This window comes from Azoarcus indigens, assembly GCF_004361735.1.
GTDB classification, from domain to species: Bacteria; Pseudomonadota; Gammaproteobacteria; order Burkholderiales; family Rhodocyclaceae; genus Azoarcus; species Azoarcus indigens.
In genome coordinates, this window is sequence record NZ_SNVV01000001.1 from 461,651 (window position 1) to 485,989 (window position 24,339).

The following is a 24,339-nucleotide window of genomic DNA, read 5'->3' on the forward strand; positions in this document are numbered from 1 at the left end:
TGCGGGCCGGAATTACCCGGCCCGCAAGGCAGTAATCAAGAAAATTTATGCTGCAGGCGCAGCTGCGTTAGGAGCAGCGCCAGGCGAATCGTCTTTGGAACGGGGAACCGGCACCGCCGCAGGCTTGGGTGGGCGAGGCGGACGACCTGCCATGATGTCGTTTACCTGCTCTGCATCTATGGTCTCCCACTCCAGGAGTGCCTGCGTCATCGCTTCGACCTTGTCACTGTTCTCTTCAATCAAGCCACGCGCCAAGGCGTACTGCTGATCGATGATACGGCGGATCTCGGCATCAACCTTCTGCATGGTGGCCTCGGAGACATTGCGGTGCGTCGTCACTTGCCGACCGAGGAAGATCTCCCCCTCCTCCTCGCCATAAACCATGGGCCCCAACGTATCCGACATGCCCCACTGGGTAACCATGCGACGGGCCAGATCAGTCGCTCGCTGAAAGTCATTGGAGGCCCCGGTCGTCATCTGCTTCATGAAAATCTCTTCGGCAATCCGACCTCCGAAGAGAACCGCGATGGTCTGTAGCAGACGCTCCCTATCCTGGCTGTAGCGGTCTTCTTCAGGCAGTTGCATAGTCACACCCAGCGCCCGCCCACGCGGAATAATGGTGACCTTGTGCACGGGGTCCGTCTTGTCCAGCAAACGCGCCACGACCGCATGACCAGACTCGTGATAGGCGGTGTTCCTGCGCTCCTCTTCAGGCATGACCACGGACCGGCGCTCGGCCCCCATCATGATTTTGTCCTTTGCGCGCTCAAAATCCTCCATATCAACCAGACGCTTGTTAGCGCGCGCGGCAAAAAGAGCGGCTTCATTGACCAAGTTCGCGAGATCAGCGCCGGCAAACCCAGGCGTCCCACGAGCCAGAACCTGAGGGTCCACGTCCGGAGCAATGGGCACCTTTCGCATGTGCACCTTCAGGATCTGCTCGCGGCCGCGGATGTCAGGCAGCGCAACCACAACCTGACGATCAAAGCGCCCCGGACGCAGCAAAGCGGGATCTAGCACGTCAGGGCGGTTGGTCGCGGCAATTACGATCACGCCCGTCTGCCCCTCAAAACCATCCATCTCAACCAGTAGTTGGTTGAGGGTTTGTTCGCGCTCATCATTGCCGCCACCCAAGCCCGCGCCCCGTTGACGACCCACCGCGTCAATCTCATCGATGAAAATGATGCACGGCGCGTGCTTCTTGGCCTGCTCGAACATGTCCCGGACCCGAGCTGCACCAACGCCGACAAACATTTCCACGAAGTCGGAACCGGAGATCGAGAAAAAGGGCACTTTCGCTTCCCCCGCGATCGCCTTCGCAAGCAGCGTCTTACCCGTGCCCGGCGAGCCCACCATCAGTACTCCCTTGGGAATACGACCGCCCAGCTTCTGGAACTTGGAAGGATCACGTAGGAACTCAACCAGCTCTCCGACTTCCTCTTTGGCCTCGTCGCAGCCGGCCACATCAGCAAAGGTAATCGAGTTGGCAGACTCATCCAGCATGCGTGCCTTGCTCTTGCCGAACGAGAATGCTCCACCCTTGCCCCCACCCTGCATCTGACGCATGAAGAAGATCCACACGCCGATCAGCAGGAGCATCGGGAACCAGGAAACGAAAATACTCGTCAGGAAGGATTGCTCTTCCTCAGGCTTGGTCGCATTGACGGAGACGCCGTAACGCATCAGATCGGAGACCATCCAGATATCCTGAACGCCCGGCGTGTAAACAGTGATCTGGCGCCCCTCCTGGGTCGTCGCGCGCACTACCCGGCCGTCAATGGTCGCCTTGGAAATACGCCCGGCGCGAGCCTCCTCCATGAACTGGGAGTACTCCACGGTGTTCGGCGCCGATTGGCGAGCGTTGAACTGGTTGAACACGGTCATCAAAACGACGCCGATAACCATCCAGATCGCAAGATTCTTGAAAAGATTGTTCAACGTATTACCCCAAAAGCCCTTTACAGGCGTGCGTTGGATTGACCCATTCTAGAGGGGAACGTTCCCCCCCGCAAACCAATGAGGCCGATTGCCGTGACCTATGACTCTTTGGTTTCTAGCGAGGTCTAACACCGCTTCCCAGGAGGTAAACCTCTGCGCTCCGGTCCCGGGAGGCCTTGGGCTTACGAACTTGAACGGAGGAGAAAACGCTCTCCATTTCCTGACGGAACCCCATGAACCCCTCCCCTTGAAAGACCTTCACCAGGAAACGCCCTGTAGGCTTCAAATGGGATGCAGCAAAATCCAGGGCCAATTCGCAAAGGTGAATAGAGCGCGCCTGATCTACCGCAGCAACACCTGACAAATTGGGGGCCATGTCGGAGAAAACAAGGTCCACCTGCGAACCATCCAGTTGCGCTTCGAGAGCCTTAAGAACCGCCTCTTCGGTGAAGTCGCCCTGGAGAAAAGTAACGCCCGTTACCGGCTCCATCGTCAGAAGATCCAATGCGAACACCTTGCCGGAGCTCCCGCAACGCTGCATGGCGACCTGCGACCAGGACCCTGGCGCTGCCCCTAGGTCGACCACGACCGATCCCGGCTTGAGCAAGCGGTCCCGCTCGTCGATCTCCATGAGCTTGTAGGCAGCGCGTGCCCGGTACCCCTCTGCATTGGCCTTCAACACGTAGGGATCGTTAAGATGCTCCCGCATCCAGGCCTTACTGGTCTTGCTTCGTTTCATCGGAGTAAAATCCGTGCCCCACGAAAAGAGAATCTCAATGCTTGAACTTACCCCGGCTGAACGGCGCGACCTGCGCGCCCGGGCGCATCACCTGAGCCCGGTCGTTACTATCGCCACCAATGGCCTGACTCCCGCGGTCGCGGCCGAAATCCATCGGTCGCTGCAAGCCCATGAGCTCATCAAGATCAAGGTCCAGGGCACAGAGCGCGCTCAGCGCGAGGAGTTGATGGAACAACTCTGCAAGGAACTGGACGCGGCTCCGATCCAGCACATCGGTAACGTCCTTATCATCTGGCGCAAGCGGCTCGAAGAGGAAAAAAACAACCTTACCGAGGTCAAGGCTAAAACATCAACCCGTCCGGGAACCGCGAAGTCAGCAGCTGCATTTGCAGCGGCGGCGCGACGTGCCGCATTGATGCGAGCCTCCTCCGAGAAGCGTAAGAGCGGCCCCCGCACGCCTGCTGGCAAGCCGAAGACCAAACGTTGAACTCCCCTATGCAAGCTGACTCGGGGGCAAGGCTATAGCCTCTTTGCCCAACCTCGCATTTTCAATAAGCGATGGCCTGAAGACAACTGCCTTCAGGCCATCGTAGCGAAGCGCAAGCGGCATCACCCTAAACTCTTTCTGAACCGGTCAGACGTACCTGACTTCGATGATCTCGTACTCGCGGATACCGCCGGGAGCCTGCACCTCAGCGATGTCTCCGGCGTATTTTCCGATCAGGGCGCGGGCAATCGGAGAACTGACCGAAATCTTGTTCTCCTTGATATCCGCCTCATCCTCGCCAACGATCTGATACGACACTGTCTGGCCGGACTCCATGTCCTCCAGGTCTACCGTCGCACCGAACACGCAGCGGCCGTCGGCATCCAGCAGCTTGGGATCAATGATCTGGGCATTCGACAGCTTGCCCTCGATCTCCATGATCCGCCCTTCGATGAAACCCTGCCGCTCTTTGGCGGCATCGTATTCGGCGTTTTCCGAAAGGTCGCCGTGAGAGCGAGCCTCGGCGATGGCTGCAATCACGTTGGGCCGATCCACCGTCTTCATGCGGTGGAGTTCCACGCGGAGCTTTTCCGCGCCGGTGATGGTAAGAGGGGTCTTGTTCATGCGACTTTATTCAGTTCAGCGTGCAGCGTCTGCACGGCATAGACTTCCAGGCCCGCCAGATGGCGGATTCCCATGCAAGCAGCGCGCGCACCCTCGATCGTGGTGTAGACCGTCACCTTCGCTGCAAGCGAGCTGGTACGGATGGAGCGGGAGTCGGTGATGGCCTGACGCTTCTCTTCAACGGTATTGATCACCAGATCGATCTCGTTGTTCTTGATCATATCGACGACGTGGGGCCGTCCTTCATTAACCTTGTTCACAACCGAAACCGAGATGCCCGCTGCTTCAAGAGCAGAGGCAGTCCCACGGGTCGCCACCAGATTGAAACCCAGTTCCCGCAACTCCTTGGCCACCTCCACCGCCGCAGGCCGATCCGTCGGCTTAACGCTGATGAAGGCAGTGCCTGAAGTTGGGAGACGGACACTGGCAGCCAGCTGGCTCTTGACGAAAGCCTCCGCAAAGCTGCGGCCAACGCCCATCACCTCTCCGGTGGACTTCATTTCCGGCCCAAGGATAGTGTCCACGCCCGGGAACTTGACGAAGGGGAACACCGCTTCCTTCACCGCGTAGTAGGGCGGAACAATCTCGCCAGTAACCCCCTGATCGACGAGCAACTGCCCGGCCATGCAACGTGCAGCCACCTTGGCCAGGGGCAAGGAGCAAGCCTTGGAAACGAATGGCACCGTACGCGAAGCGCGGGGATTCACTTCCAGCACATACACCACGGCGTTGTCGCCCTCGCCCTGGATGGCGAACTGGACGTTCATCAAGCCAACCACATTCAGCGCTCGGGCCATCGCCTCAGTCTGGCGCCTCAGTTCATCCTGCAGTTTGGCCGACAAGGTATAGGGCGGCAGCGAGCAGGCGGAATCGCCGGAGTGCACGCCAGCCTGCTCAATGTGCTCCATGATGCCGCCGATGATGACCTGCTTGCCGTCGGACAGCGCATCAACGTCCACTTCGGTGGCATCGTTGAGGAAACGGTCCAGCAGAACCGGCGACTCGTTCGAAACCTTCACCGCCTCGCGCATATAGCGCTCGAGATCCTTCTGCTCATGGACGATCTCCATCGCCCGGCCACCCAACACGTAGGACGGGCGCACGACCAGCGGATAGCCGATTTCCGCTGCCAGGCGCACTGCCTCTTCCGCTGTACGAGCTGTACGGTTGGGTGGCTGCTTTAGGCCGAGGTCGTTCAACAGCTTCTGGAAACGCTCACGGTCTTCTGCGGCATCGATCATGTCCGGCGTGGTACCGATGATGGGTACGCCGTTCTCTTCCAGGGCCTTGGCCCGCTTCAGCGGCGTCTGGCCGCCGAACTGCACGATGACGCCGACTGGCTTCTCGATATGCACGATCTCCAGAATGTCTTCCAGCGTAATCGGCTCAAAGTATAGGCGATCGGAAGTGTCATAGTCGGTCGACACGGTCTCCGGGTTGCAATTGACCATGATGGTCTCGTAGCCGTCCTCGCGCAGGGCAAGAGCAGCATGGACGCAGCAGTAGTCGAACTCGATGCCCTGGCCAATACGGTTCGGACCGCCGCCCAGCACCATGATCTTCTTCTTGTCGGTGGGCCGCGCCTCGCACTCTTCCTCGTAGGAGGAGTACATGTAAGCCGTTGACGTCGCAAACTCCGCTGCGCAGGTATCCACCCGCTTGAACACTGGACGCACACCCTGCGTATGCCGATGCAGGCGAACCGCGGTCTCATCGGTGCCCAGCAGCTTTGCCAGACGACGGTCCGAGAACCCCTTCTTCTTCAGCTCCCGCAGTTCACCGGCCTGGATCGCCTTCAGCGAGCGACCAGCGAGCGCTTTTTCGGTCAGGACGATGTCCTCGATCTGCGCCAGGAACCAGGGATCGATCTTGGTCAGCGCATGTACCTGTTCCTGCGTCATCCCTTCACGGAAAGCCTGCCCCACGTACCAGATGCGCTCGGCACCAGGATTAGCCAGCTCGTGCTCCAGATCCTCCCGGTCGGCCTCGACCTCGTCCAGGCCATAAACGCCCACCTCCAGACCACGCAGTGCCTTCTGGAAGGACTCCTGGAAGGTCCTGCCCATGGCCATCACTTCGCCGACGGACTTCATCTGCGTCGTCAGGCGGGAATTGGCCTGCGGGAACTTCTCGAAGGCAAAACGCGGGATCTTGGTGACGACGTAATCAATGGACGGCTCGAAGGACGCAGGCGTCGCACCGCCGGTGATGTCATTACGCAGTTCGTCCAACGTATAACCGACTGCCAGCTTCGCGGCGACCTTCGCGATGGGGAAACCGGTCGCCTTGGACGCCAGCGCCGAGGAACGGGACACACGCGGGTTCATCTCGATCACGATCATCCGCCCATCCTTGGGGTTGATCGCGAACTGGACGTTGGAACCGCCGGTATCCACCCCGATCTCGCGCAGCACAGCAATCGAGGCATTACGCAGGATCTGGTATTCCTTATCGGTCAGTGTCTGCGCTGGCGCAACGGTAATCGAGTCGCCGGTATGCACGCCCATGGGATCCAGGTTCTCGATGGAGCAGACGATGATGCAGTTGTCGGCGCAATCGCGAACAACCTCCATCTCGTATTCCTTCCAGCCCAGCAGCGACTCTTCGATCAACAGCTCATTGGTCGGACTGGCTTCGAGACCCCGTTTGCAGATCTCATGGAACTCTTCCATGTTGTAGGCGATGCCGCCCCCGGTGCCACCCAAGGTGAAGCTGGGCCGGATGATGACCGGGAAGCCGATGCCGCCCTGCACCTGGAGCGCCTCTTCCATGCTGTGGGCGATGCCCGAACGCGCAGAGCCGAGGCCGATGCGGGTCATCGCTTCCTTGAACTTGAGGCGGTCTTCCGCCTTGTCGATTGCTTCCTGGGAGGCGCCGATCAACTCCACGCCGAACTTGTCGAGTACGCCATGGCGCGCCAGATCCAAGGCACAGTTGAGCGCAGTCTGGCCACCCATCGTCGGCAGCAGGGCATCCGGACGCTCTTTCTCGATGATCCGCTCCACCACCTGGCAGGTAATCGGCTCGATGTAGGTAACGTCCGCCGTCTCCGGGTCGGTCATGATGGTCGCCGGGTTGGAGTTGACCAAGATAACCTTGTAGCCCTCCTCCCGCAGCGCCTTGCACGCCTGGGCGCCGGAATAGTCGAATTCGCAGGCCTGACCGATGATGATCGGACCGGCGCCGATGATCAGGATGCTCTTGATGTCGTTACGTTTGGGCATTGCCTCGCCTCGATGATTCTGAAGCGGCGGACCGAAGGCCGCCGGTTGCATTCTTTACTTTGCGCCGTCTTCCATCAGGCGGATGAAGCGGTCGAACAGGTAGGAGACGTCGTGCGGCCCCGGACTCGCTTCCGGGTGACCCTGGAAGGAAAAGGCAGGCACATCAGTCCGGGCGATGCCCTGGTTGGTCCCATCGAACAGCGACACATGGGTCACCCGCAGATTGCCCGGCATGGTCGCCGCATCCACCGCAAAGCCGTGGTTCTGGCTGGTGATCAGCACCTGGCCGGTTTCCACATCCTTCACCGGATGATTGGCACCGTGGTGGCCCGCCTTCATCTTCAAGGTCTTGGCGCCGGAAGCCAGCGCCAGCAATTGATGGCCGAGGCAGATGCCAAAAGTCGGCAGGCGAGCTTCAAGGATCTCCTTGATTGCGTCGATCGCGTAATCGCAAGGCTCCGGATCCCCCGGACCGTTGGACAGGAACACGCCATCCGGCTTGAGGGCGAGCACATCCTTGGCCGGCGTCTGCGCGGGCACCACCGTCAAGCGACAGCCGCGGGAGGCCAGCATGCGCAAAATGTTGCGCTTGACGCCGAAATCGTAGGCAACCACGTGGAAACGGCTGCCGCCGGAAACGAAGCCTTTACCCAGTTCCCACTCGCCTTCCGACCAGGGATAGGAAGACTTCACGCTGACGACCTTCGCAAGGTCCATGCCCGCCAGCCCAGGGAACTCCCTCGCGGCGGCAATCGCTTGTTCGGGGCTCAGCGCGGTGCCCTCGGTGGCGGTGACGATACATCCCGCCTGAGCGCCCTTCTCCCGCAGGATGCGGGTGAGCTTGCGGGTATCCAGGCCGGCGATCGCCACGATGTTTTCATCGCGAAGATAGGCATCCAGCCTCTTCTCCATACGGAAATTCGAAGGCAGCAGCGGTAGGTCGCGGATCACCAGGCCCGCGGCATGGACCCTGTCCGCCTCGACGTCCTCCCGGTTGACACCGGTATTACCGATGTGCGGATAGGTCAGCGTCACGATCTGGCGGGAATAGCTGGGATCCGTGAGGATCTCCTGATATCCGGACATGGAGGTATTGAACACCACCTCGCCAACCGTGCTGCCGACCGCACCAATACCCCTGCCGAAAAAAACCGTCCCGTCGGCAAGCGCGAGAAGGGCGGGCGGAAAAGCGGTCACGACAAACTCCTGAGTTTCAGCCGAAAGTGAGGACAAGCCGGCCTGAGCGTCCCCATATGTGAAAAAAACGGGACGACCCACTGGGGCGATCCCGCTATCAAATCCTTGAGATTCTAACGTTTTTAGGCCCTCGAGGCAAACCCGAGGGCGGTGCGAACAGGGCCTTGGCCTTAACCCCGTGAGTCGCCTGGAGCCGGCGCACTTGCGCAGTCAGCCTCTGCTAGAGGGGCTGGCGTCACTTCAAACCCAGAACGTCCTGCATGTCGAAAAGGCCGGCAGACCTGCCCTGCAAAAAACGAGCAGCACGCAGGGAACCGGTGGCGTAAGGCATCCGGCTGGCCGACTTATGTGTGATCTCGATGCGCTCGCCTATACCGGCGAACAGCACCGTATGATCACCAACCACGTCTCCACCCCGTATTGTGGAAAAGCCAATCGTCTCGGCCTTGCGCTCACCGGTCACACCTTCCCGGCCATAGATCGCGCATTGATCCAGATCGCGCCCGAGTTGGCGCGCTACCACCTCGCCCATCCGCAGCGCGGTGCCGGAAGGTGCATCCACCTTGAAGCGGTGGTGGGCCTCGATCACCTCCACGTCGTAGCCCTCCGAAAGGATACGGGCAGCCACTTCGAGCAACTTGAATACTGCGTTTACACCCACTGCCATGTTGGGCGCGAAGACCACTGGAATTTCCTCCGCCGCCCTGGCAATAGCCGCCTTGCCCGCTGCGTCAAAACCGGTGGTACCGATGACCGCTGCCTTACCCAACTCCCTTGCCAGCGCCAGGTGCTCCAAGGTCCCCTCAGGCCGGGTGAAATCGATCAGGCAATCTGCCGACGCAATTGCCTGCCTGGCATCCCCAGTAATCAGGACGCCGGTGACGCTGCCGGCGAATTCGCCGGCATCTCGTCCCACGAAAGCTGTACCCGGGCGGTCGAATGCCGCCGCGAGAACAATTCCTTCCTCTTTCAGCGCCGCCTCGATCAGCATCCGCCCCATCCGCCCGGACGCCCCCGCGATCGCTACGCGTATTCCGCTCATCTCATCTTCCACCGAACATTCCGGATCGCGCCGATAGCCGCTCGGCGCGCCAACATTTACTTGCTATCGACCGCCGGCACGTCCACAACGCGGGAACGATGCTCTTGCTGCGCGGCCGCAGCCCCCTGGGCATCGCCAGCGGCGACATCTCCTTCGACGTGATCCAGCCTGTCGTCCACGAAATAGACAGAAATGATCCGCTGCTCGGCTTCCGCCTTCCCCGGCTTGAAGCGATAGACGTAGTCCCAGCGATCCTTGCGGAACACGTCGACAACCAACGGCGACCCAAGGACGAAGCGCACTTGATCGCGAGTCATACCTTTTTTCAGCTGGGAAACCATCGCCTGGTCCACGTAATTCCCCTGGCGAACGTCTATCTTGTAAGGATTCACCTTGTTAACGATGGTATCGACGGAACAAGCGGTGACAAGCACGGCGGCAATGAGCGCGCAGGGGAGCGAGGAACGCATGGAGTGGGTCAGGTAGGGCGCCGGCAATCGACGCACGGTTCTCAGTAAAGGGCAAAAAATATAACATAGCGCCGCTGGGCAGACCGCCCTACCTCGCTGCCCCTCCCTAGCCACCCGACAGGCAACTATGTCCGAGAACTCTAAAAGCTTAAAAAGCATCGGCCTGAAGGCGACTTATCCACGCCTCAAGATTCTGGATCTGTTCCAGAACTCCGATCTCCGCCACCTCACCGCCGAAGACGTTTACCGCCTGCTGATGAACGAAGGCATGGATATCGGCCTAGCCACGGTCTATCGCGTTCTGACGCAGTTCGAGCAGGCTGGCCTGCTGGAACGCCACTACTTCGAGTCCGGCAAGGCGGTGTTCGAGTTGAACCAGGGCGGCCACCATGACCACTTGGTGTGCCTGCAATGCGGCAAGGTCGAAGAGTTCTACGACCCCGAAATCGAGAAGCGGCAGAACGCGGTAGCGGCCGATCGTGGCTTTGCGGTCAAGGAACATGCGCTTTATCTCTACGCCGACTGCCTGCGTAAAGATTGCCCCAATCGCGGGGACGAGGGCATTTGATGGTGTTGTCCGGGCAGTCCGCCCGGGCTGGCGGCCGCAGCCGGTCCCTCTCTTATTAGCCCGAGGTCGTGGCCAGCATTTCCGCCGCGTGCTGACGAGTAGTATCTGTGATGTGCACCCCGCCCAGCATGCGGGCGATTTCCTCGATCCGTGCAGCAGCATCCAGCGGGGTCACCGCACTCAAGGTTTCCCCTCCCTTCTCCGCCTTGGCGATTTGCCATTGCCAGTCGGCACACGCTGCAACCTGCGGCAAGTGGGTAACGCATAGCACCTGCCGATCCTTCCCAAGGCGGGCGAGAAGCTTGCCGACGATCTCCGCCACCCGGCCGCCGATCCCGACGTCCACTTCGTCGAAGATCAGCGTGGGCGTGGCCGAATCCCGGCTGGTCATCACCTGGATCGCCAGACCGATCCGCGAAAGCTCGCCACCAGAGGCCACTTTCGCCATATTGCGCAGCGCCTGGCCTGGGTTGACAGCGACCCGGAACTCCACCTGTTCGAGGCCGCTCACGCTCGGCTCGCAGGGCTCCAGCGCCACCTCGAAACAGCCGCCTGCCATCGCCAGCGTCTGCATCGCTTCCGTGATTTCCGCCGACAGCCGCCCGGCAGCAGGGCGCCGGACCGCTGACAGCTTCGCAGCGAGCTCTCCGTAACGCCGGCGGGTACGGGCTTCAGCTTCCGTCAGGCGCACTGGATCCACACTGGCCTCAAGTTCCTCAAGCCGTACCTTCCAGCCTTTCAGCAAGCCAGGCAAGTCCTCGGGCGCGGATCGGTATTTTCGCGCCATATCCATGACGACAGAGATACGGCGCTCCACTTCCGCCAGACGCTCAGGATCCAGGTCCAGCCTGTCTCGGTAGCGCCTGAGCGCATGCAGCGCCTCGTCGGCCTGTACGGCTGCCGAGGACAGCAGTTCCCGCACCTCTCCCAGCCCGGCGTCGATAGCGGCCAACTCGGCCATACGGGCGTCCAGTTGGCCGAGCATGGCGCAGATGGCGAAATCGCCTTCATCCAGCGTCGCCAACGTGGCGTCAGCCCCCTCCATCAGGCTTGCTGCATGGGCCAAGCGGGCGTGCTCGGCGTTCAACTCGGACCATTCGGCCGCGTTGAAACCCAACTCATCCAGTTCCTTGATCTGCCAGCCCAGCAGCTCGCGCTCTCGCGCAGAGGCTTCAGTGTCCTGCTGAGCAGCCTTCAGCGCAGTCGCAGCCTGCTGCCATTGGCGGTAGCTGTCGGCCACCTCCCTGGCAAGTACCTGCGCCCCGGCGTGGGTGTCGAGCAGGACACGTTGCGCATCGCCACGCAACAAGGCGTGATGCGCGTGCTGGCCATGGATGTCGGCGAGGAAGTCCGCCGCCTCCCGCAATTGCGCGAGGGTAGCCGGCGTACCATTGATCCAGCCGCGGCTGCGCCCACCAGCATCGACGACACGACGAAGGATCACCATACCATCTTCGGTCGGCAGATCCTGCTCAGCCAGCCACCGCGCAAGCACGCCTCCCTCCTCCAGGTCGAATTCAGCGGCGATGTCCGCCTTCTCCCTCCCCACCCGGACCATGGAGCCCTCTCCCCGCCCGCCGAGCGCCAGCCCGAGCGCATCGAGCAGGATGGACTTGCCGGCGCCCGTCTCCCCGGTCAGCGCACCGAAGCCGGCGGCAAATTCGAGCTCCAGGCGATCGACAATCACAAAGTCGCGTATGGTCAGGCGGCGCAGCATGGTCTGGTGTGGGCTGAACGGTAGAGGGGCTGGCGGTAAACGCGAGCGGTCAGTTGTGGCGCGGGCTTGCACTCCAGTGCAATTTCTCCCGCAGCATGGCGAAATAACTGTAACCCTGCGGATGCAGGAAACGCACGGACAGGGGCGCACGCGTCAGACGGACGCAGTCGCCCGCCCGCGCATCGAAACGGGTCTGGCCATCGAAGTGCACCCTGGCATCATGCGGCGGCAGCAGGGCGATTTCCACCTTGCAGGTATCCGGCAAAGTGACCGGGCGGGCTGTAAGCGCATGCGGGCACAGAGGAACAATAGCGATGCCGCCAACGGAAGGATGCAGGATGGGCCCGTTCGCCGACAAGGCGTAGGCAGTGGACCCTGTGGGAGTCGAAACAATCATGCCGTCGGAACGCTGGGTGTAGACGAACTCGCCGTCTATCGACAGCTCGAATTCGATCATGCGCCCCAGTTCCCCCTTGTTGACAACCACGTCGTTCAAAGCCAGCGTATGGAAAACCCGCTGGCCGTTGCGCACTACCTCGGCATCCAGCATGAAACGGGATTCCTCGCTGTAGTTCCCGTCCAGAATCTCTCCCAGCTTCTGCAGCGCGTCCTTGCGCGCGATATCGGTCAGAAAACCCAGCCGGCCGAGATTGACCCCCGCCAGCGGTACCGCATGCTCGGCCAGGCGACGCGCGGTATTGAGCATGGTGCCGTCGCCTCCAACCACCACCGCCAGGTCCGCCTGGGCGCCGATCTCGTCATAGGTCGCGACCGGATATCCCCCAGCCTCACCGATGGAACTCGCCGTCCCTTGTTCAATCGATACGCTTACACCCCGTTCGCGCAGGAAAACAGCGATTTCCAGCACGGCCTCCACCACATCAGGGCTCTGGTATTTTCCGATCAGGGCAATATTGCGGAAGTGCGCACTCATGGGCGCCGATTAAACCATATTCGCGTAAGCGCATGGCGCGCCGGAATGCACTGCAGCACTTGACCCGTGCCCCTCAAAGCCGGCTATATTCAAGCCCTGACATGACACCGCTAGACCCCCGCTCCCAAATCCTGCTGAAGACCCTGATCGAACGCTATATCGCGGAAGGTCAGCCGGTCGGCTCCCGCGCACTGTCGCGCTACTCCGGGCTGGAATTGTCCCCGGCTACAGTCCGCAATGTCATGAGCGATCTAGAGGAAATGGGCTTCATCGCCAGCCCGCACACTTCCGCAGGACGCATCCCGACTGCGCTGGGTTACCGCGTTTTCGTCGATTCTCTGCTCACCGTGCAACCGCTGGAAACCGCGCGGGTGCAGGCGCTCAAGGGGCAGTTGATGCCGGACCAGCCGCAACGGCTGTTGAACTCGGCCTCGCAACTGCTCTCCGGCCTCACCCAGTTCGCAGGCGTGGTCGTCGCCCCGAGGAAAGAAGCGGTACGCATCCGCCAGCTCGAATTCATCAGCCTGTCGGAAACCCGCATCCTGCTGATCATCGTCACCACCGCCGGCGACGTCCAGAACCGCATCCTGCTCACCCGCCGCGCCTATTCCAGCAGCGAGTTGAGCAACGCTGCGGGCTACCTCAACGAGCATTTCGCCGGCCTCTCCTTCGAGGAGATCCGCCAGCGCGTGCAGGACGAGCTGAAGCAGCTTCGCAGTGACATGACCGAGCTGATGACCGCCGCGGTGGAAGCCGGTAGCGAGGCCGCCGAGGAAACCGCGACCAACTATGTCATCTCTGGCGAAACCAACCTGCTCGACGTCGAGGACCTCTCCTCCAACATGTCCCGCCTGCGGGAGTTGTTCAAACTCTTCGAACAGAAGACCGGGCTGATGCAGCTGCTGGACCTCTCCAATCGCGCCCAGGGCGTGCAGATCTTCATTGGCGGCGAGTCCGGTCTGGCGCCACTGGACGGCTGTAGCGTCGTCACTGCGCCATATGAGGCCGACGGCCAGGTGGTCGGGTCAGTCGGCGTGATCGGCCCCACCCGGATGGCCTACGACAGAGTGATCCCTATTGTGGACATTACTGCCCGCCTGCTCTCCAGCGCACTGTCGGCGAATCACTGACCCCCGGCGCCCGCCCGCCTCTTCCGCAATTCCACCCTGCAGTCAGAGCATGCCCATGGCCCGATACTGGCCCGAACCCGCCTCCCCCACGGTGCGATCGCAGTCAGCGCCCGCCCTCGTGCTGGTGAACCTCGGCACGCCCACCGCGCCGACAGCAGCGGCCCTGCGCCCCTACTTGAAGCAGTTTCTATCCGACCCCCGGGTCGTGGAAATTCCACGCGCGGTCTGGCTGCCCATTCTCAATGGCATCATCCTGAATACCCGCCCGGCCAAATCCGCAGCCAAGTACGCCAGCATCTGGATGGACGAAGGGTCGCCGCTGAAGGTCCACACAGAGCGCCAGGCCAAGCTGCTCGCCGGCTACCTCGGCGCATCCGGCCACGGCGCCCTGAGGGTGGTATGGGCAATGCGCTACGGCGCGCCATCCATCCCGGACACACTGAACGCGTTGAAGGCACAAGGCTACAGCCGCATTCTGATTGTCCCCATGTATCCACAGTACGCCGCCAGCACCACTGCCAGCGTCATGGACGAAGTCGCCCGCAGCCTGCTTCACTGGCGCAACCTGCCGGAAATCCGCTTCATCCGCGACTTTCATGCCGATCAGGCCTACATCGCGTCGCTGGCCGCCAGCGTGCGGGAGCACTGGGCGAAGAACGGTCAGGCGGACCGCCTGCTCATGAGCTTCCACGGCATTCCCAAACGCAGCATCGGCTTGGGCGATCCCTATCAGGGCGAGTGCCTAGCGACAGCCCGGCTTGTCGCCCAGGCCCTTGGGCTGGCAGAGGAACGGCTGCAGGTCACCTTCCAGTCGCGCTTCGGCAAGGCTGAATGGCTGCGGCCCTATACCCAGCCGACGCTGGAGACACTGGCGCGCGAAGGTGTGCGTTCGGTAGATGTGATGTGCCCCGGCTTCGTCGCCGACTGCCTGGAAACCCTAGAGGAGATCGCAATGGAATGCCGCGAGGCCTTCCTCTCCAACGGCGGTCAAGCGTTCAACTACATTCCCTGCCTGAACGAACGCAACGACTGGATCGCGGGGCTGAAAACCCTGGCGTTGAAGCACCTGGACGGATGGTTGCCGGCCGGTGGGGAACACAGTCACGCCCCCGCGCCCCGTACCACCGACGCCGAACGATGAACGTAAGACTGCTCATCCTGTGGGCGCTGAATGCGGTTGCCTTGCTGCTCCTGCCGGAACTCATCCCCGATCTGCGGGTGGACAGCTACGCCGCCGCGCTCGTCGGCGCCATTCTGCTCGGCCTCGCCAACGCGCTGATCCGCCCCATCCTCATCCTGATCACGCTGCCCGTCACCCTGCTCACCTTCGGCCTCTTCGCCCTGGTCATCAACGCCCTGTTGTTCTGGGCCGTCTCCAGCCTCATCGGCGGCCTGCATGTACCCAATTTCGGCACCGCCTTCTGGAGCGCCCTGCTCTATAGCCTGCTGACCTGGCTGGTGAACAAAGCGGTGGGCGGCCCGGGTCACTAGCTTCGCCGCTGAGTTCTCCCTGACTCAAGTTTTGTCGCGGATGGCCGTTATCGCCACCGGGTGTTTTCATTCGGGAGAATGGCCATGAAGATCGAGAGCGCTTCAGTGCAGCTGCAATCCAGCCACGCCGAGACACGCCGGGTGGAGTTGTCCCAGCGGCTGCAGGCCTGGGTACAACGGACAGAAGACGAAGGCGATCGGCACCCTCCTGGCAAACCTACGGTAACAATCTCCGACGCTGCCGCCAGCGCCCAACAGGCGGAAGCCGTGGCGGATGGCGACTCCGCCCCCCAGGATCCGCATGTCTCCCTGATGATCAAAATCATCGAGTACTTCACCGGCAAACCGGTGAAACTCCTGCGGTTGTCGGAACTGGGCACGACGCAATGGGCCCCTTCCACCAATAGCAACGACACCGCGCCTGATGCTGTCCGCGGTGGCTTTGCCTACGATCTCGAGGCCCGCTACAGCGAATCCGAGTCCACCTCCTTCGCCGCCGCCGGCGTCGTCCGCACCACCGACGGAAAGGAGATTGCCTTCGACCTCGCCCTGAGCATGAGCAGGAGCTATAGCGAGTCCCTATCGGTGAGCATCCGCGCTGGAGAAGCCCGCCTGAAAGACCCGCTCATCCTGGATTTCGCCGGCAGTTCCGCCCAGCTTTCCGACCTGCGCTTTTCCTTCGACCTGGACGCCGACGGCGCGCTGGACGAGGTACCGCTCACCGGCGGCAAAGGCCTGCTCGCCTTCGACCGCAATGGTAACGGTGTCATCGACGACGGCAACGAGCTGTTCGGCGCCCGCACCGGCGACGGCTTTGCCGAACTCGCTGAATTCGACGCCGACGGCAACGGCTGGATAGACGAGAACGACCCCATCTTTTCCAAGCTCCAGGTATGGACGCCGGCGGCGTCCGGTGCCGGCACCCTGCGGACACTTGCGGAAGCCAATGTTGGCGCGCTCTATCTCGGACGGGTGGACACTGCCTTCGCGCTCAAGAGCGCATCGAACGAAACTCTGGGCCAGGTGCGCAGCACCAGCGTTTATCTGCGCGAGGATGGCAGCGTGGGAACGGTCAGCCAGGTGGATCTGAGCGTCTGACTGCCAGCGGTGCTGGAGGCAGCTCAGTCTTCGACGAGTTGCAGGTCCAGCCCCCCGGTGGCGGTGAGGTCGCTGCGGACCGCAGCCGGTCCGTCCTGCGCAATCACGGAGGCAAGTTCGGCCAGCCTGCGTACTACCACGGTTGCAATCTGGCGGCGGAAAAGCTCCAGCACCTCATCGCTGGCCAGCGCCAGAGCGGCGGGGTTGATTTCCAGGTAAGTCAGCGGCGTCAGGGAAACCACCGTCGCGCCGTGACGATGCTCCACATGGTCCAGCCAGGCCTTCTCGCCGAACAGCTCGCCCGGTCCCAACTCCATCACCCGCTTGCCCTTGACTGAAATCTCCACCTTGCCTTCGAGCAGGATGCCGAAGCGCTGGTCGGCGTCGCCCTCACGCATCAGGGCCACCTTGTCGCCCACCCTGCGCCAGGTGCAGATGCGCAGCACTTCCCACAGCTCCACATCCTCGAACTCGGTGAAGAAGGCCATCTTGCGCAACATGGAGAAGCGGCTGGTGTCTGGCGCCACCTCGGAGTCGTCCACGATCTTGTAGCGCACCGCGGCCAGATCTTTCGCGAAATCGGCGCCGTTCTTGTAGCGGGAGTAGAGATCCTTTTCCAGCGCCTTGCGGATCACGGCGTCCATCTGCTCCGGCACGTCAGGATTGAGCTGCGACACCGAGGGTGGATCGGCATTGACGATCTTGTACACCAGTTGCGCCGGATTCGAAGCCCGGAAAGGCAGCCGGCCGGTCAGCAGATGGAACAGCACCACGCCGAGGGAATACAGATCCGTCTTCTGGTTCAAGGGATAGCCCTTGATCTGCTCCGGGCTCATGTAAGCCGGCGACCCGACGCCCATGATGAAGGTCGAGTCCGACTCGACCTTCTTGCTTACGTTCAGCGCCAGCCCGAAGTCGGTGATCTTGACGTTGTCCTGATCGTCTACAAGGATGTTCGCCGGCTTGATGTCGCGATGGACGATGCCCTGGCGATACGCATGATCCAAAGCCATGCAGCACTTGAACACGATACCTATCGTGCGGTGGATGGGCAGCAGGCGCTCAAAGGAGCAGAAGCGCTCCATGGATTCGCCGGGGAAATACTCCATCACCACGTAAGCCTGGTCCTGCTCTACCACCGCATCGAAGATACGGATGATGTTCGGATGGTCCAGGCGCGAGGCCACCGCCTTCTCGGCCTTCAGCAGTTTCAGCAGGCGCCGGTTCCACTTCGCCTCATCCTTCACCTTGTCGTCGAAGCGGATGTGTTTCACCGCCACCGGCTCAGGGTAATGAGGGTTCTCGGCGAGATAGACGGTCGCCGTCGCGCCGCGACCAATCTCTCGCACGATCCTGTACTTGCCGATCTTCTCCGGAATCTGGCCCATGAACACGAGAGGGCTCAAAGCCCTGCTGCTGAATGGATCGTGAATTGTGTCACGAAGCAGCAGCAATCGCCCATTCCAGCGCTGAACCGCCGCGCTGAGCCCAGCGCCTGTGCTTAAATCCAGCCCTCGCCACGCTGACATCACGCCTTTCATCACGTTCCCGGAGACCGCCTTGAGCGAACGCGCCGACCTGCTCATCCATGCCCGCTGGATAGTGCCCGTCGAACCCGCAGACCTGGTGCTGGAGCAGCACAGCATCGCCATCAACGACGGTCGCATCCTTGCGCTGCTGCCCCAGCAGCAGGCCAGGCAACGCTACCTGGCCGCCAAAGAGGTCGAATTGCCCGACCATGTGCTGATTCCCGGCCTGGTCAATCTTCACACCCACGCCGCCATGAACCTGCTGCGCGGCTATGCGGACGACCTCCCGCTGATGCGCTGGCTGCAGGAGGCGATCTGGCCGGCCGAGGGCAAGCACATCTCGCCTGGCTTCGTGCGCGACGGCACCCTGCTTGCCGCCGCCGAGATGCTCAGGGGCGGCGTCACCACCTGCAACGATATGTACTTCTACCCCGACGCAGCGGCAGAAGCATTCGACGCAATCGGGCTAAGGGCGGTCGTCGGCATGACTATCACTGAGTTCCCCACCCCCTATGCCAGTGACGCCGATGACTACCTGCGCAAGGGCCTGGCCGCGCGCGACCGCTGGCGCGGCCACCCAAGGTTAGGCTTCAGCCTCGCCCCTCACGCCCCCTACACCGTGGCGGATGCAACGCTGGAAAGGATAAGCAGCATTGCCGGCGAACTGGAGGCACCTATCCACATCCACGTTCAGGAGACCTCCGGCGAAATCAGCGATAGTCTGGCCGCCCATGGCTTGCGTCCTCTGGCCCGGCTGGAAAAACTGGGCGTCCTCGGGCCAGAGACCATCGCCGTCCACTCGGTGCATCTCGACGACAGCGATATCGACCGGCTCGCAAGACTGCATTGCAACGTTGCCCACTGCCCGACTTCCAACCTGAAGCTTGCAAGCGGCATCGCACCGGTCCCCGGACTTGTCGAAGCCGGCGTCAACGTCGGACTGGGCACCGACGGGGCTGCCAGCAACAACCGACTCGACCTCTTCCAGGAAATGCGCCTTGCCGCCCTGCTGGCCAAAGTCAGCAGCCAGGATGCTGCCGCCCTACCCGCCCACCAGGCCTTGCGCATGGCGACCTTGAATGGCGCACGGGCCCTGGGGCTGGATGACCGCATCGGCTCCCTGCTGCCAGGCAAACAGGCCGATCTATGTGCCGTGGTACTCAACGACCTCAATACCCGCCCCTGTTACGACCCGGTTTCCCACCTTGTGTATGTCGCCGGCCGGGAACAGGTTTCGCATGTATGGATCGACGGCGAAGCCCGCGTGAATCAAGGCTCTGCGCTGTTGCAAATAAGCGACATTGAATTGCTCAGGCTCTCGGCGGTATGGCAAACTAAGCTCGTTAGTTGAACTAGATAAACTGGTTCAAATCCACGCGAAGACGGCATATAAAGCTGTTTTCTTTTGTTTTTGCAGCGGCATTTCCGATCTCTCGCCCTTCAAAGAGGAAACCATGATCAGACAAACCAAGAAACAAATGCTCATGATGGCCGCCATCGCCTCGATCGGCCTGACCGCTTCTGCTGCCTTCGCCCAGACGAAGGACGTCGTCGTCGATGGCAAGGGCGAGATTCCGTACGCCATCGATGCCCGCAACACCGTTGCTCGCAGCGGCACCGGCCTCTGCTGGCGCACCGGCTACTGGAGCCCTGCGGCTGCCAGCACTGCCAAGGCCGGCGAGTTCCCGGTCGGCTGCGAATGCGACAGCGACATCGTGCCGAAGGAAAGCTGCGTTGCTCCGGTCGCCGCCGCTCCGGCCGCGGCCCCCGCCGCCGCTCCGGCTGTCCGTCCGACCGCTGACAAGGTCAAGCTGTCCGCCGACACCCTGTTCGATTTCGACAAGGCCGTCCTGAAGCCGGAAGGCCGCAGCAAGCTGGATGAACTGGCTTCGCAAGCCAAGGGCATCAAGCTGGAAGTGATCCTGGCCGTTGGCCATACCGACCGCCTGGGCTCCGACGCCTACAACCAGAAGCTGTCCGAGCGCCGCGCTGCCGCCGTGAAGACCTATCTGGTCAGCAAGGGCGTGGAAGCCAACCGCATCTACACCGAAGGCAAGGGCAAGAAGCAGCCGGTTACCGGCGCCCAGTGCAACAACGTGAAGAACCGCAAGGCCCTGATCGAGTGCCTGCAGCCGGATCGTCGCGTGGAAGTGGAAGTGATCGGCTCCAAGTAAGTCGGAGCCTTCACGGCGAAAAGCCCTGCTTCGGCGGGGCTTTTTCATTTCTGCGGCTGGAACGCCGCTGCTGGCACCTCAGTCAGAACCACCGTGCTTTTTCGAGGATGTGAGATGAACACAACCAACGCCGATCCGGCAGAACTGCAGAAATTCAGCGAGCTCGCCCATCGCTGGTGGGACCCCACTTCCGAGTTCAAGCCACTGCATGAAATCAATCCGCTGCGGCTGGATTGGATCGACAGTTGCGCCACCCTGTCCGGCAAGAAGGTACTGGATGTCGGCTGCGGAGGCGGCATCCTGTCCGAGAGCATGGCCGCGCGTGGCGCTCACGTCACCGGCCTGGATCTGTCGGAGAAGGCGCTGGGCGTTGCCAGGCTGCACCTTTTCGAAAGTGGTCGGAAAGTCGATTACCAGTTGAGCAGCGCCGAGGCCTATGCTGCGGAGCACGCAGCGACCTTCGACGTGGTGACCTGCATGGAAATGCTGGAGCACGTTCCCGACCCAGCCAGCACCATCGCCGCCTGCGCGCGCATGGTGAAACCGGGAGGCGACGTCTTCTTCTCCACGCTGAACCGCAATCTCAAGGCCTATTTGTTCGCCATTGTTGGCGCGGAGTATGTGCTGAAGTTGCTGCCGCGCGGCACGCACGAATACGCCAAGTTCATCAAGCCGTCCGAACTGGCCCGCCATTGCCGCAATGCCGGCCTGAGTACCCAGGAGCTAATCGGCATGAGCTACAACCCGCTCACCAAGGTCTATTCACTTGGCACCGATACCGATGTGAACTATCTCATCCATGCTCGCCGCCCCGCCTGACGCCGTTTTCTTCGATCTGGACGGCACGCTGGCCGATACCGCGCCCGACCTGGCCAGCGCCACCAACCGCCTGCTCGTTGAAGAGGGGCGCGAACCTTTGCCGCTGGCAAAGCTCCGCCCCCATGTCTCGCACGGTGCCACCGGCATGCTGCGCGCCGCGTTCTCGATCGAGCCCGGCACGGACGCCCATGCGCACTACTCCAGGCGCTTCCTGACTCATTACGAGCAAGCACTCTGCGTATCGACCCAGCTCTTCGACGGCATGGAGAAGGTTCTGCAGAGCCTGGAGGCCCACGGCATCAAGTGGGGAATCGTAACCAACAAGCGGCAGCGCTACACGCTTCCGCTAATGGCCGCGCTGCAGTTGGACACGCGCGCCAGTTGCATCATCAGCGGCGATTCCGCCCCCAGGCCCAAGCCGGCCCCGGACACCCTGCTGCTCGCCTGCGCTCAGGCAGGCGTCGCTCCGTCAAGCAGCGTCTATGTGGGCGACGATCTCCGGGACATCCAGGCTGCGCGGGCTGCTGGAATGCCGGCAATCGCCGCCGCCTACGGCTATCTGGGTGAGACTGTCCCCGTCGAGCAGTGGGGAGCGGACGCCATCATCGCCAACCCTCTCCAGCTCCTTCAAACCCTCGCTCTCGGCGTGATAGACTCTTCCTCTTGAAATCTGGATGCCTAACCTCATCTAGGTTCCAATGCATCACCGATCACTGGGGCCGACCTGGCTTCGACGTGGGTCGCGAAGCAGCGCAGTGCATACCGAGGACCAGTTACCTCGTAAATCCATCTGGGAAACTACAAACGCCAACGACGAGCGTTTCGCTCTCGCCGCTTAATCCCGGCGGGCGCTGCACCGACATGTCTCTGGGTCGGGTGGTTCCAGCGTAAGCTGGGCCGCTGCAGTGTCATTTACAGAGAATCGCGAGCAGGGCCGGGTTACTTGGCCCCGCAGCTAAAGGTAAGGTAACTCGCTTCTGGCCGGCCTGCTGACCGGCTAAGCCAGGAGTTAAATCCAAATAGGTCGGCTAAGTATGTAGAGCTGTCTGTAGAGGGCTTGCGGACGGGGGTTCGATTCCCCCCGGCTCCACCAGTACCACTGCCAACGCAGTCCGAGGAAGGCCGGGACACCGAGAGAAATCGAGGTTCCGGCCTTTTTCTTTGCCGGCGAGTTCCTGAATGGATGAACATGGCCTCCCTGGCCTGGCAAGCCTTCTCCGGTTCGCTAGCCCGAGCGCCCAACTGGAGTCGGCCGGACGTGCTGGTTGGCAATGAACTGCCCACCGACCGACCTTGGCAAAGAGGAACTTGGTGCCCGGCTTGGGCTCAATCAGCCATATCCGCATGGCGGCCTGCCTGCTCTCCCACAAAGAAAACAAAAGGGAAATTCCAATGCTCACACTAACCAGCCTTGGCGGCGCCGGTACGGTCACCGGCTCCAAGCACCTACTCACCTGCGGCGGCACCCGCATCCTGGTCGATTGCGGTTTGTTCCAGGGCCTGAAGAACTTGCGCGAGCTCAACTGGCAGCGCCTGCCACTGTCGCCGCGCGACATCAATGCGGTCGTACTCACCCACGCCCACCTGGACCACTGCGGCTACTTGCCCCGGCTGGTACTGGATGGCTTCCACGGCAGGATCTTTGCCACTCCGGCCACGCGCGACGTCGCCGAACTCATCCTGCTCGACAGCGCCTGGCTACAGGAGAAGGATGCCGAATTCGCCAACCGGAAGGGCTTCTCCAAGCACAAGCCGGCGCTGCCGCTATACCGCGTGCCGGACGCCGAGCAAGCGCTGGAGCGCTTCCGGCCCACTCCGCTGCATCGTGAGACCGAACTGCCCGGCGGCGCGAAGCTGTTGTTTCGCCGCGCCGGCCATATCCTGGGTGCGGCCACCGCGCAGCTCGACATCGGCGGGCAACGCATCGTCTTCTCCGGGGATCTCGGCCGCGAAGACGACGCCATCATGCATGCGCCGGAACGGGTGGCGGAGGCGGACTACGTCGTGATCGAATCCACCTACGGAAACCGCCGTCACGACGCGACCAATCCTGTGGAGGCGCTCGGCAAAGTGGTGGAGCGCACGGTGCAGCGCGGCGGCACGGTGGTGATCCCGGCGTTCGCGGTCGGCCGTGCCCAGTCGCTGATCTACGATCTTTGGCTGCTCCGCCGGCAAGGCCGCCTGCAGAACGTACCGGTCTACCTCGACAGCCCGATGGCCACTAGCGTCACCGAATTGATGCGCCGCCACCAAGGCGAGCACAAACTCGCCGCTGCAGACTACGAAGCCGCCTGCGCCGCGGTGACTTATGTGCGAGACGTGGAAGCCTCCAAGGCGCTGTCAGCCAACCGCTATCCCAAGGTGATCATCGCCGCCAGCGGCATGGCGACTGGCGGGCGGGTGCTGCATCACATCGCCGCCTTCGGCCCGGATCACCGCAGCACCTTGCTGTTCTCCGGCTTCCAGGCCGCCGGCACCCGCGGGCGCAAGCTGCTCGAAGGCGCGCGCGAGGTGAAGGCCTACGGCCAGTGGATCACGGTAAACGCCGAGGTGACCGAGTTGCCCATGCTCTCCGCCCATGCCGACAGCGACGGCCTGCTCCACTGGCTGTGCGGCTTCCAGCGACCGCCCAAGCGGGTCTTCATCGTACACGGCGAGGCCGAGGCCTCCGAGGCTCTGCGCGAACGCATCCTGCGCGAACTCGGTTGGGCGGCCACGGTGCCGCTGCAGGACCAGGTTTTCGAGCTCTGAGTATGGAGTGGGAGGGATCTTGCCGAAACACGGCCCCTCACGGTAGGACTCAAGGGCATCCCGCCCCACCCGCCGCGGCAGGACCACGTGCCTGAGGGCGACTAACCAAGGCCGCATGGATACCCACCCCGGAAGCGGCTCCCGCCACACCTGGCCATGCAGCGCCTCCACCGCCGGCGAACCCCTGGATCAGACGCGCAGCCGGAACCACTACCGACCCACCCTACGGGCAAGCAGTACCGCCCCAGGTTGACGTTAACGTCAACGGAATGCAAAAATCGGTCTCAAGTCCCCGTGCTTGCCGCACCTGCAGCACGAAGGAGCCGCCCCTTCCTGCCCAAGAAAAGGCTGGATATATGAGCGGGGTTGGGCCTCACCCGACGCAAAGAGCAATCAAGACCGGCTTC

At 62.0% G+C, this 24,339-nt stretch carries 21 protein-coding genes and 1 other RNA gene; 12 read left to right on the top strand and 10 right to left on the bottom strand.

The genetic code is table 11. The features are described 5' to 3' along the window. Positions 1–45: 45 nt before the first annotated feature. Both ftsH and C7389_RS02165 read right to left on the bottom strand, forming a co-directional pair. Positions 46–1,938, bottom strand: coding sequence for an ATP-dependent zinc metalloprotease FtsH (gene ftsH / locus C7389_RS02160; protein ID WP_133587874.1), 1,893 nt, complete (start codon positions 1,936–1,938; stop codon positions 46–48). 115 nt (positions 1,939–2,053) lie between these two features. After that, positions 2,054–2,677, bottom strand: a complete 624-nt coding sequence (locus C7389_RS02165) for an RlmE family RNA methyltransferase (protein WP_133587876.1) — start codon at positions 2,675–2,677, stop codon at positions 2,054–2,056. Positions 2,678–2,714: 37 nt separating this feature from the next. Between C7389_RS02165 and C7389_RS02170 the strand changes: the two genes are divergently transcribed. Further along, complete coding sequence (locus tag C7389_RS02170; protein WP_133587878.1) at positions 2,715–3,164, top strand: YhbY family RNA-binding protein; 450 nt, start codon at positions 2,715–2,717, stop codon at positions 3,162–3,164. A 147-nt stretch (positions 3,165–3,311) separates the two neighbouring features. Here C7389_RS02170 and greA read toward each other — a convergent pair whose 3' ends face one another. The 5 genes from greA to C7389_RS02195 form a co-directional block, all read right to left on the bottom strand. Beyond that, the gene (gene greA / locus C7389_RS02175) at positions 3,312–3,788 is read right to left on the bottom strand and encodes a transcription elongation factor GreA (protein WP_133587880.1); all 477 of its coding nucleotides are present in this window, start codon (positions 3,786–3,788) and stop codon (positions 3,312–3,314) included. Further along, positions 3,785–7,012 carry a carbamoyl-phosphate synthase large subunit gene (gene carB, locus C7389_RS02180; protein WP_133587882.1) on the bottom strand — a complete coding sequence of 1,076 codons (3,228 nt, stop codon included), beginning with the start codon at positions 7,010–7,012 and terminating at the stop codon, positions 3,785–3,787. Before carB ends, greA begins: the two co-directional genes overlap by 4 nt. A gap of 54 nt (positions 7,013–7,066) precedes the next feature. Then, a complete protein-coding gene (gene carA, locus C7389_RS02185; RefSeq protein WP_133588200.1) occupies positions 7,067–8,209 on the bottom strand; it encodes a glutamine-hydrolyzing carbamoyl-phosphate synthase small subunit in 1,143 nt (380 codons plus the stop codon). A gap of 235 nt (positions 8,210–8,444) precedes the next feature. Beyond that, positions 8,445–9,251, bottom strand: a complete 807-nt coding sequence (dapB, locus tag C7389_RS02190; RefSeq protein ID WP_133587884.1) for a 4-hydroxy-tetrahydrodipicolinate reductase — start codon at positions 9,249–9,251, stop codon at positions 8,445–8,447. Positions 9,252–9,307: 56 nt separating this feature from the next. Further along, positions 9,308–9,721, bottom strand: coding sequence for an outer membrane protein assembly factor BamE (locus tag C7389_RS02195; protein ID WP_133587886.1), 414 nt, complete (start codon positions 9,719–9,721; stop codon positions 9,308–9,310). A gap of 127 nt (positions 9,722–9,848) precedes the next feature. Between C7389_RS02195 and fur the strand changes: the two genes are divergently transcribed. Then, on the top strand, positions 9,849–10,289 hold the full coding sequence (gene fur / locus C7389_RS02200; RefSeq protein WP_133587888.1) for a ferric iron uptake transcriptional regulator: 441 nt from the start codon (positions 9,849–9,851) through the stop codon (positions 10,287–10,289). A 55-nt stretch (positions 10,290–10,344) separates the two neighbouring features. Here the strand turns inward: fur and recN are convergent, their stop codons facing one another. Next, positions 10,345–12,006: a DNA repair protein RecN gene (gene recN / locus C7389_RS02205; protein ID WP_133587890.1), complete on the bottom strand. Its 1,662-nt coding sequence runs from the start codon at positions 12,004–12,006 to the stop codon at positions 10,345–10,347. Positions 12,007–12,055: 49 nt separating this feature from the next. Then, positions 12,056–12,940: an NAD kinase gene (locus C7389_RS02210; RefSeq protein WP_133587892.1), complete on the bottom strand. Its 885-nt coding sequence runs from the start codon at positions 12,938–12,940 to the stop codon at positions 12,056–12,058. Between the two features lie 101 nt (positions 12,941–13,041). Between C7389_RS02210 and hrcA the strand changes: the two genes are divergently transcribed. The 4 genes from hrcA (at position 13,042) to C7389_RS02230 (ending at position 16,659) form a co-directional block, all read left to right on the top strand. Beyond that, positions 13,042–14,070 (top strand): heat-inducible transcriptional repressor HrcA, encoded by a 1,029-nt coding sequence (gene hrcA / locus C7389_RS02215; RefSeq protein WP_133587894.1) that lies wholly within the window; start codon positions 13,042–13,044, stop codon positions 14,068–14,070. Positions 14,071–14,125: 55 nt separating this feature from the next. Then, entirely contained in the window at positions 14,126–15,211 is a 1,086-nt protein-coding gene (hemH, locus tag C7389_RS02220; RefSeq protein WP_133587896.1) for a ferrochelatase, read from the top strand. Continuing rightward, entirely contained in the window at positions 15,208–15,561 is a 354-nt protein-coding gene (locus C7389_RS02225; protein ID WP_133587898.1) for a phage holin family protein, read from the top strand. Before hemH ends, C7389_RS02225 begins: the two co-directional genes overlap by 4 nt. 84 nt (positions 15,562–15,645) lie before the next feature. After that, the gene (locus C7389_RS02230) at positions 15,646–16,659 is read left to right on the top strand and encodes a hypothetical protein (protein ID WP_133587900.1); all 1,014 of its coding nucleotides are present in this window, start codon (positions 15,646–15,648) and stop codon (positions 16,657–16,659) included. Between the two features lie 23 nt (positions 16,660–16,682). Here C7389_RS02230 and C7389_RS02235 read toward each other — a convergent pair whose 3' ends face one another. Next, positions 16,683–18,047 (bottom strand): serine/threonine-protein kinase, encoded by a 1,365-nt coding sequence (locus C7389_RS02235; RefSeq protein ID WP_133588202.1) that lies wholly within the window; start codon positions 18,045–18,047, stop codon positions 16,683–16,685. Positions 18,048–18,219: 172 nt separating this feature from the next. Here C7389_RS02235 and C7389_RS02240 point away from each other — a divergent pair, with 172 nt between their 5' ends. The 6 genes from C7389_RS02240 (at position 18,220) to C7389_RS02265 (ending at position 23,932) form a co-directional block, all read left to right on the top strand. Next, positions 18,220–19,539, top strand: a complete 1,320-nt coding sequence (locus C7389_RS02240) for a TRZ/ATZ family hydrolase (RefSeq protein ID WP_133587902.1) — start codon at positions 18,220–18,222, stop codon at positions 19,537–19,539. A gap of 103 nt (positions 19,540–19,642) precedes the next feature. Beyond that, complete coding sequence (locus C7389_RS02245; RefSeq protein WP_133587904.1) at positions 19,643–20,362, top strand: OmpA family protein; 720 nt, start codon at positions 19,643–19,645, stop codon at positions 20,360–20,362. 114 nt (positions 20,363–20,476) lie between these two features. Next, positions 20,477–21,181 (top strand): bifunctional 2-polyprenyl-6-hydroxyphenol methylase/3-demethylubiquinol 3-O-methyltransferase UbiG, encoded by a 705-nt coding sequence (ubiG, locus tag C7389_RS02250; RefSeq protein ID WP_133587906.1) that lies wholly within the window; start codon positions 20,477–20,479, stop codon positions 21,179–21,181. Next, positions 21,162–21,848, top strand: coding sequence for a phosphoglycolate phosphatase (gene gph, locus C7389_RS02255; protein WP_133587908.1), 687 nt, complete (start codon positions 21,162–21,164; stop codon positions 21,846–21,848). The genes ubiG and gph overlap by 20 nt, the downstream gene beginning before the upstream one ends. 48 nt (positions 21,849–21,896) lie before the next feature. Beyond that, positions 21,897–22,274: a transfer-messenger RNA gene (gene ssrA / locus C7389_RS02260) on the top strand. Between the two features lie 299 nt (positions 22,275–22,573). Then, positions 22,574–23,932: an MBL fold metallo-hydrolase RNA specificity domain-containing protein gene (locus C7389_RS02265; protein WP_133587910.1), complete on the top strand. Its 1,359-nt coding sequence runs from the start codon at positions 22,574–22,576 to the stop codon at positions 23,930–23,932. The last annotated feature ends 407 nt before the right edge of the window (positions 23,933–24,339 follow it).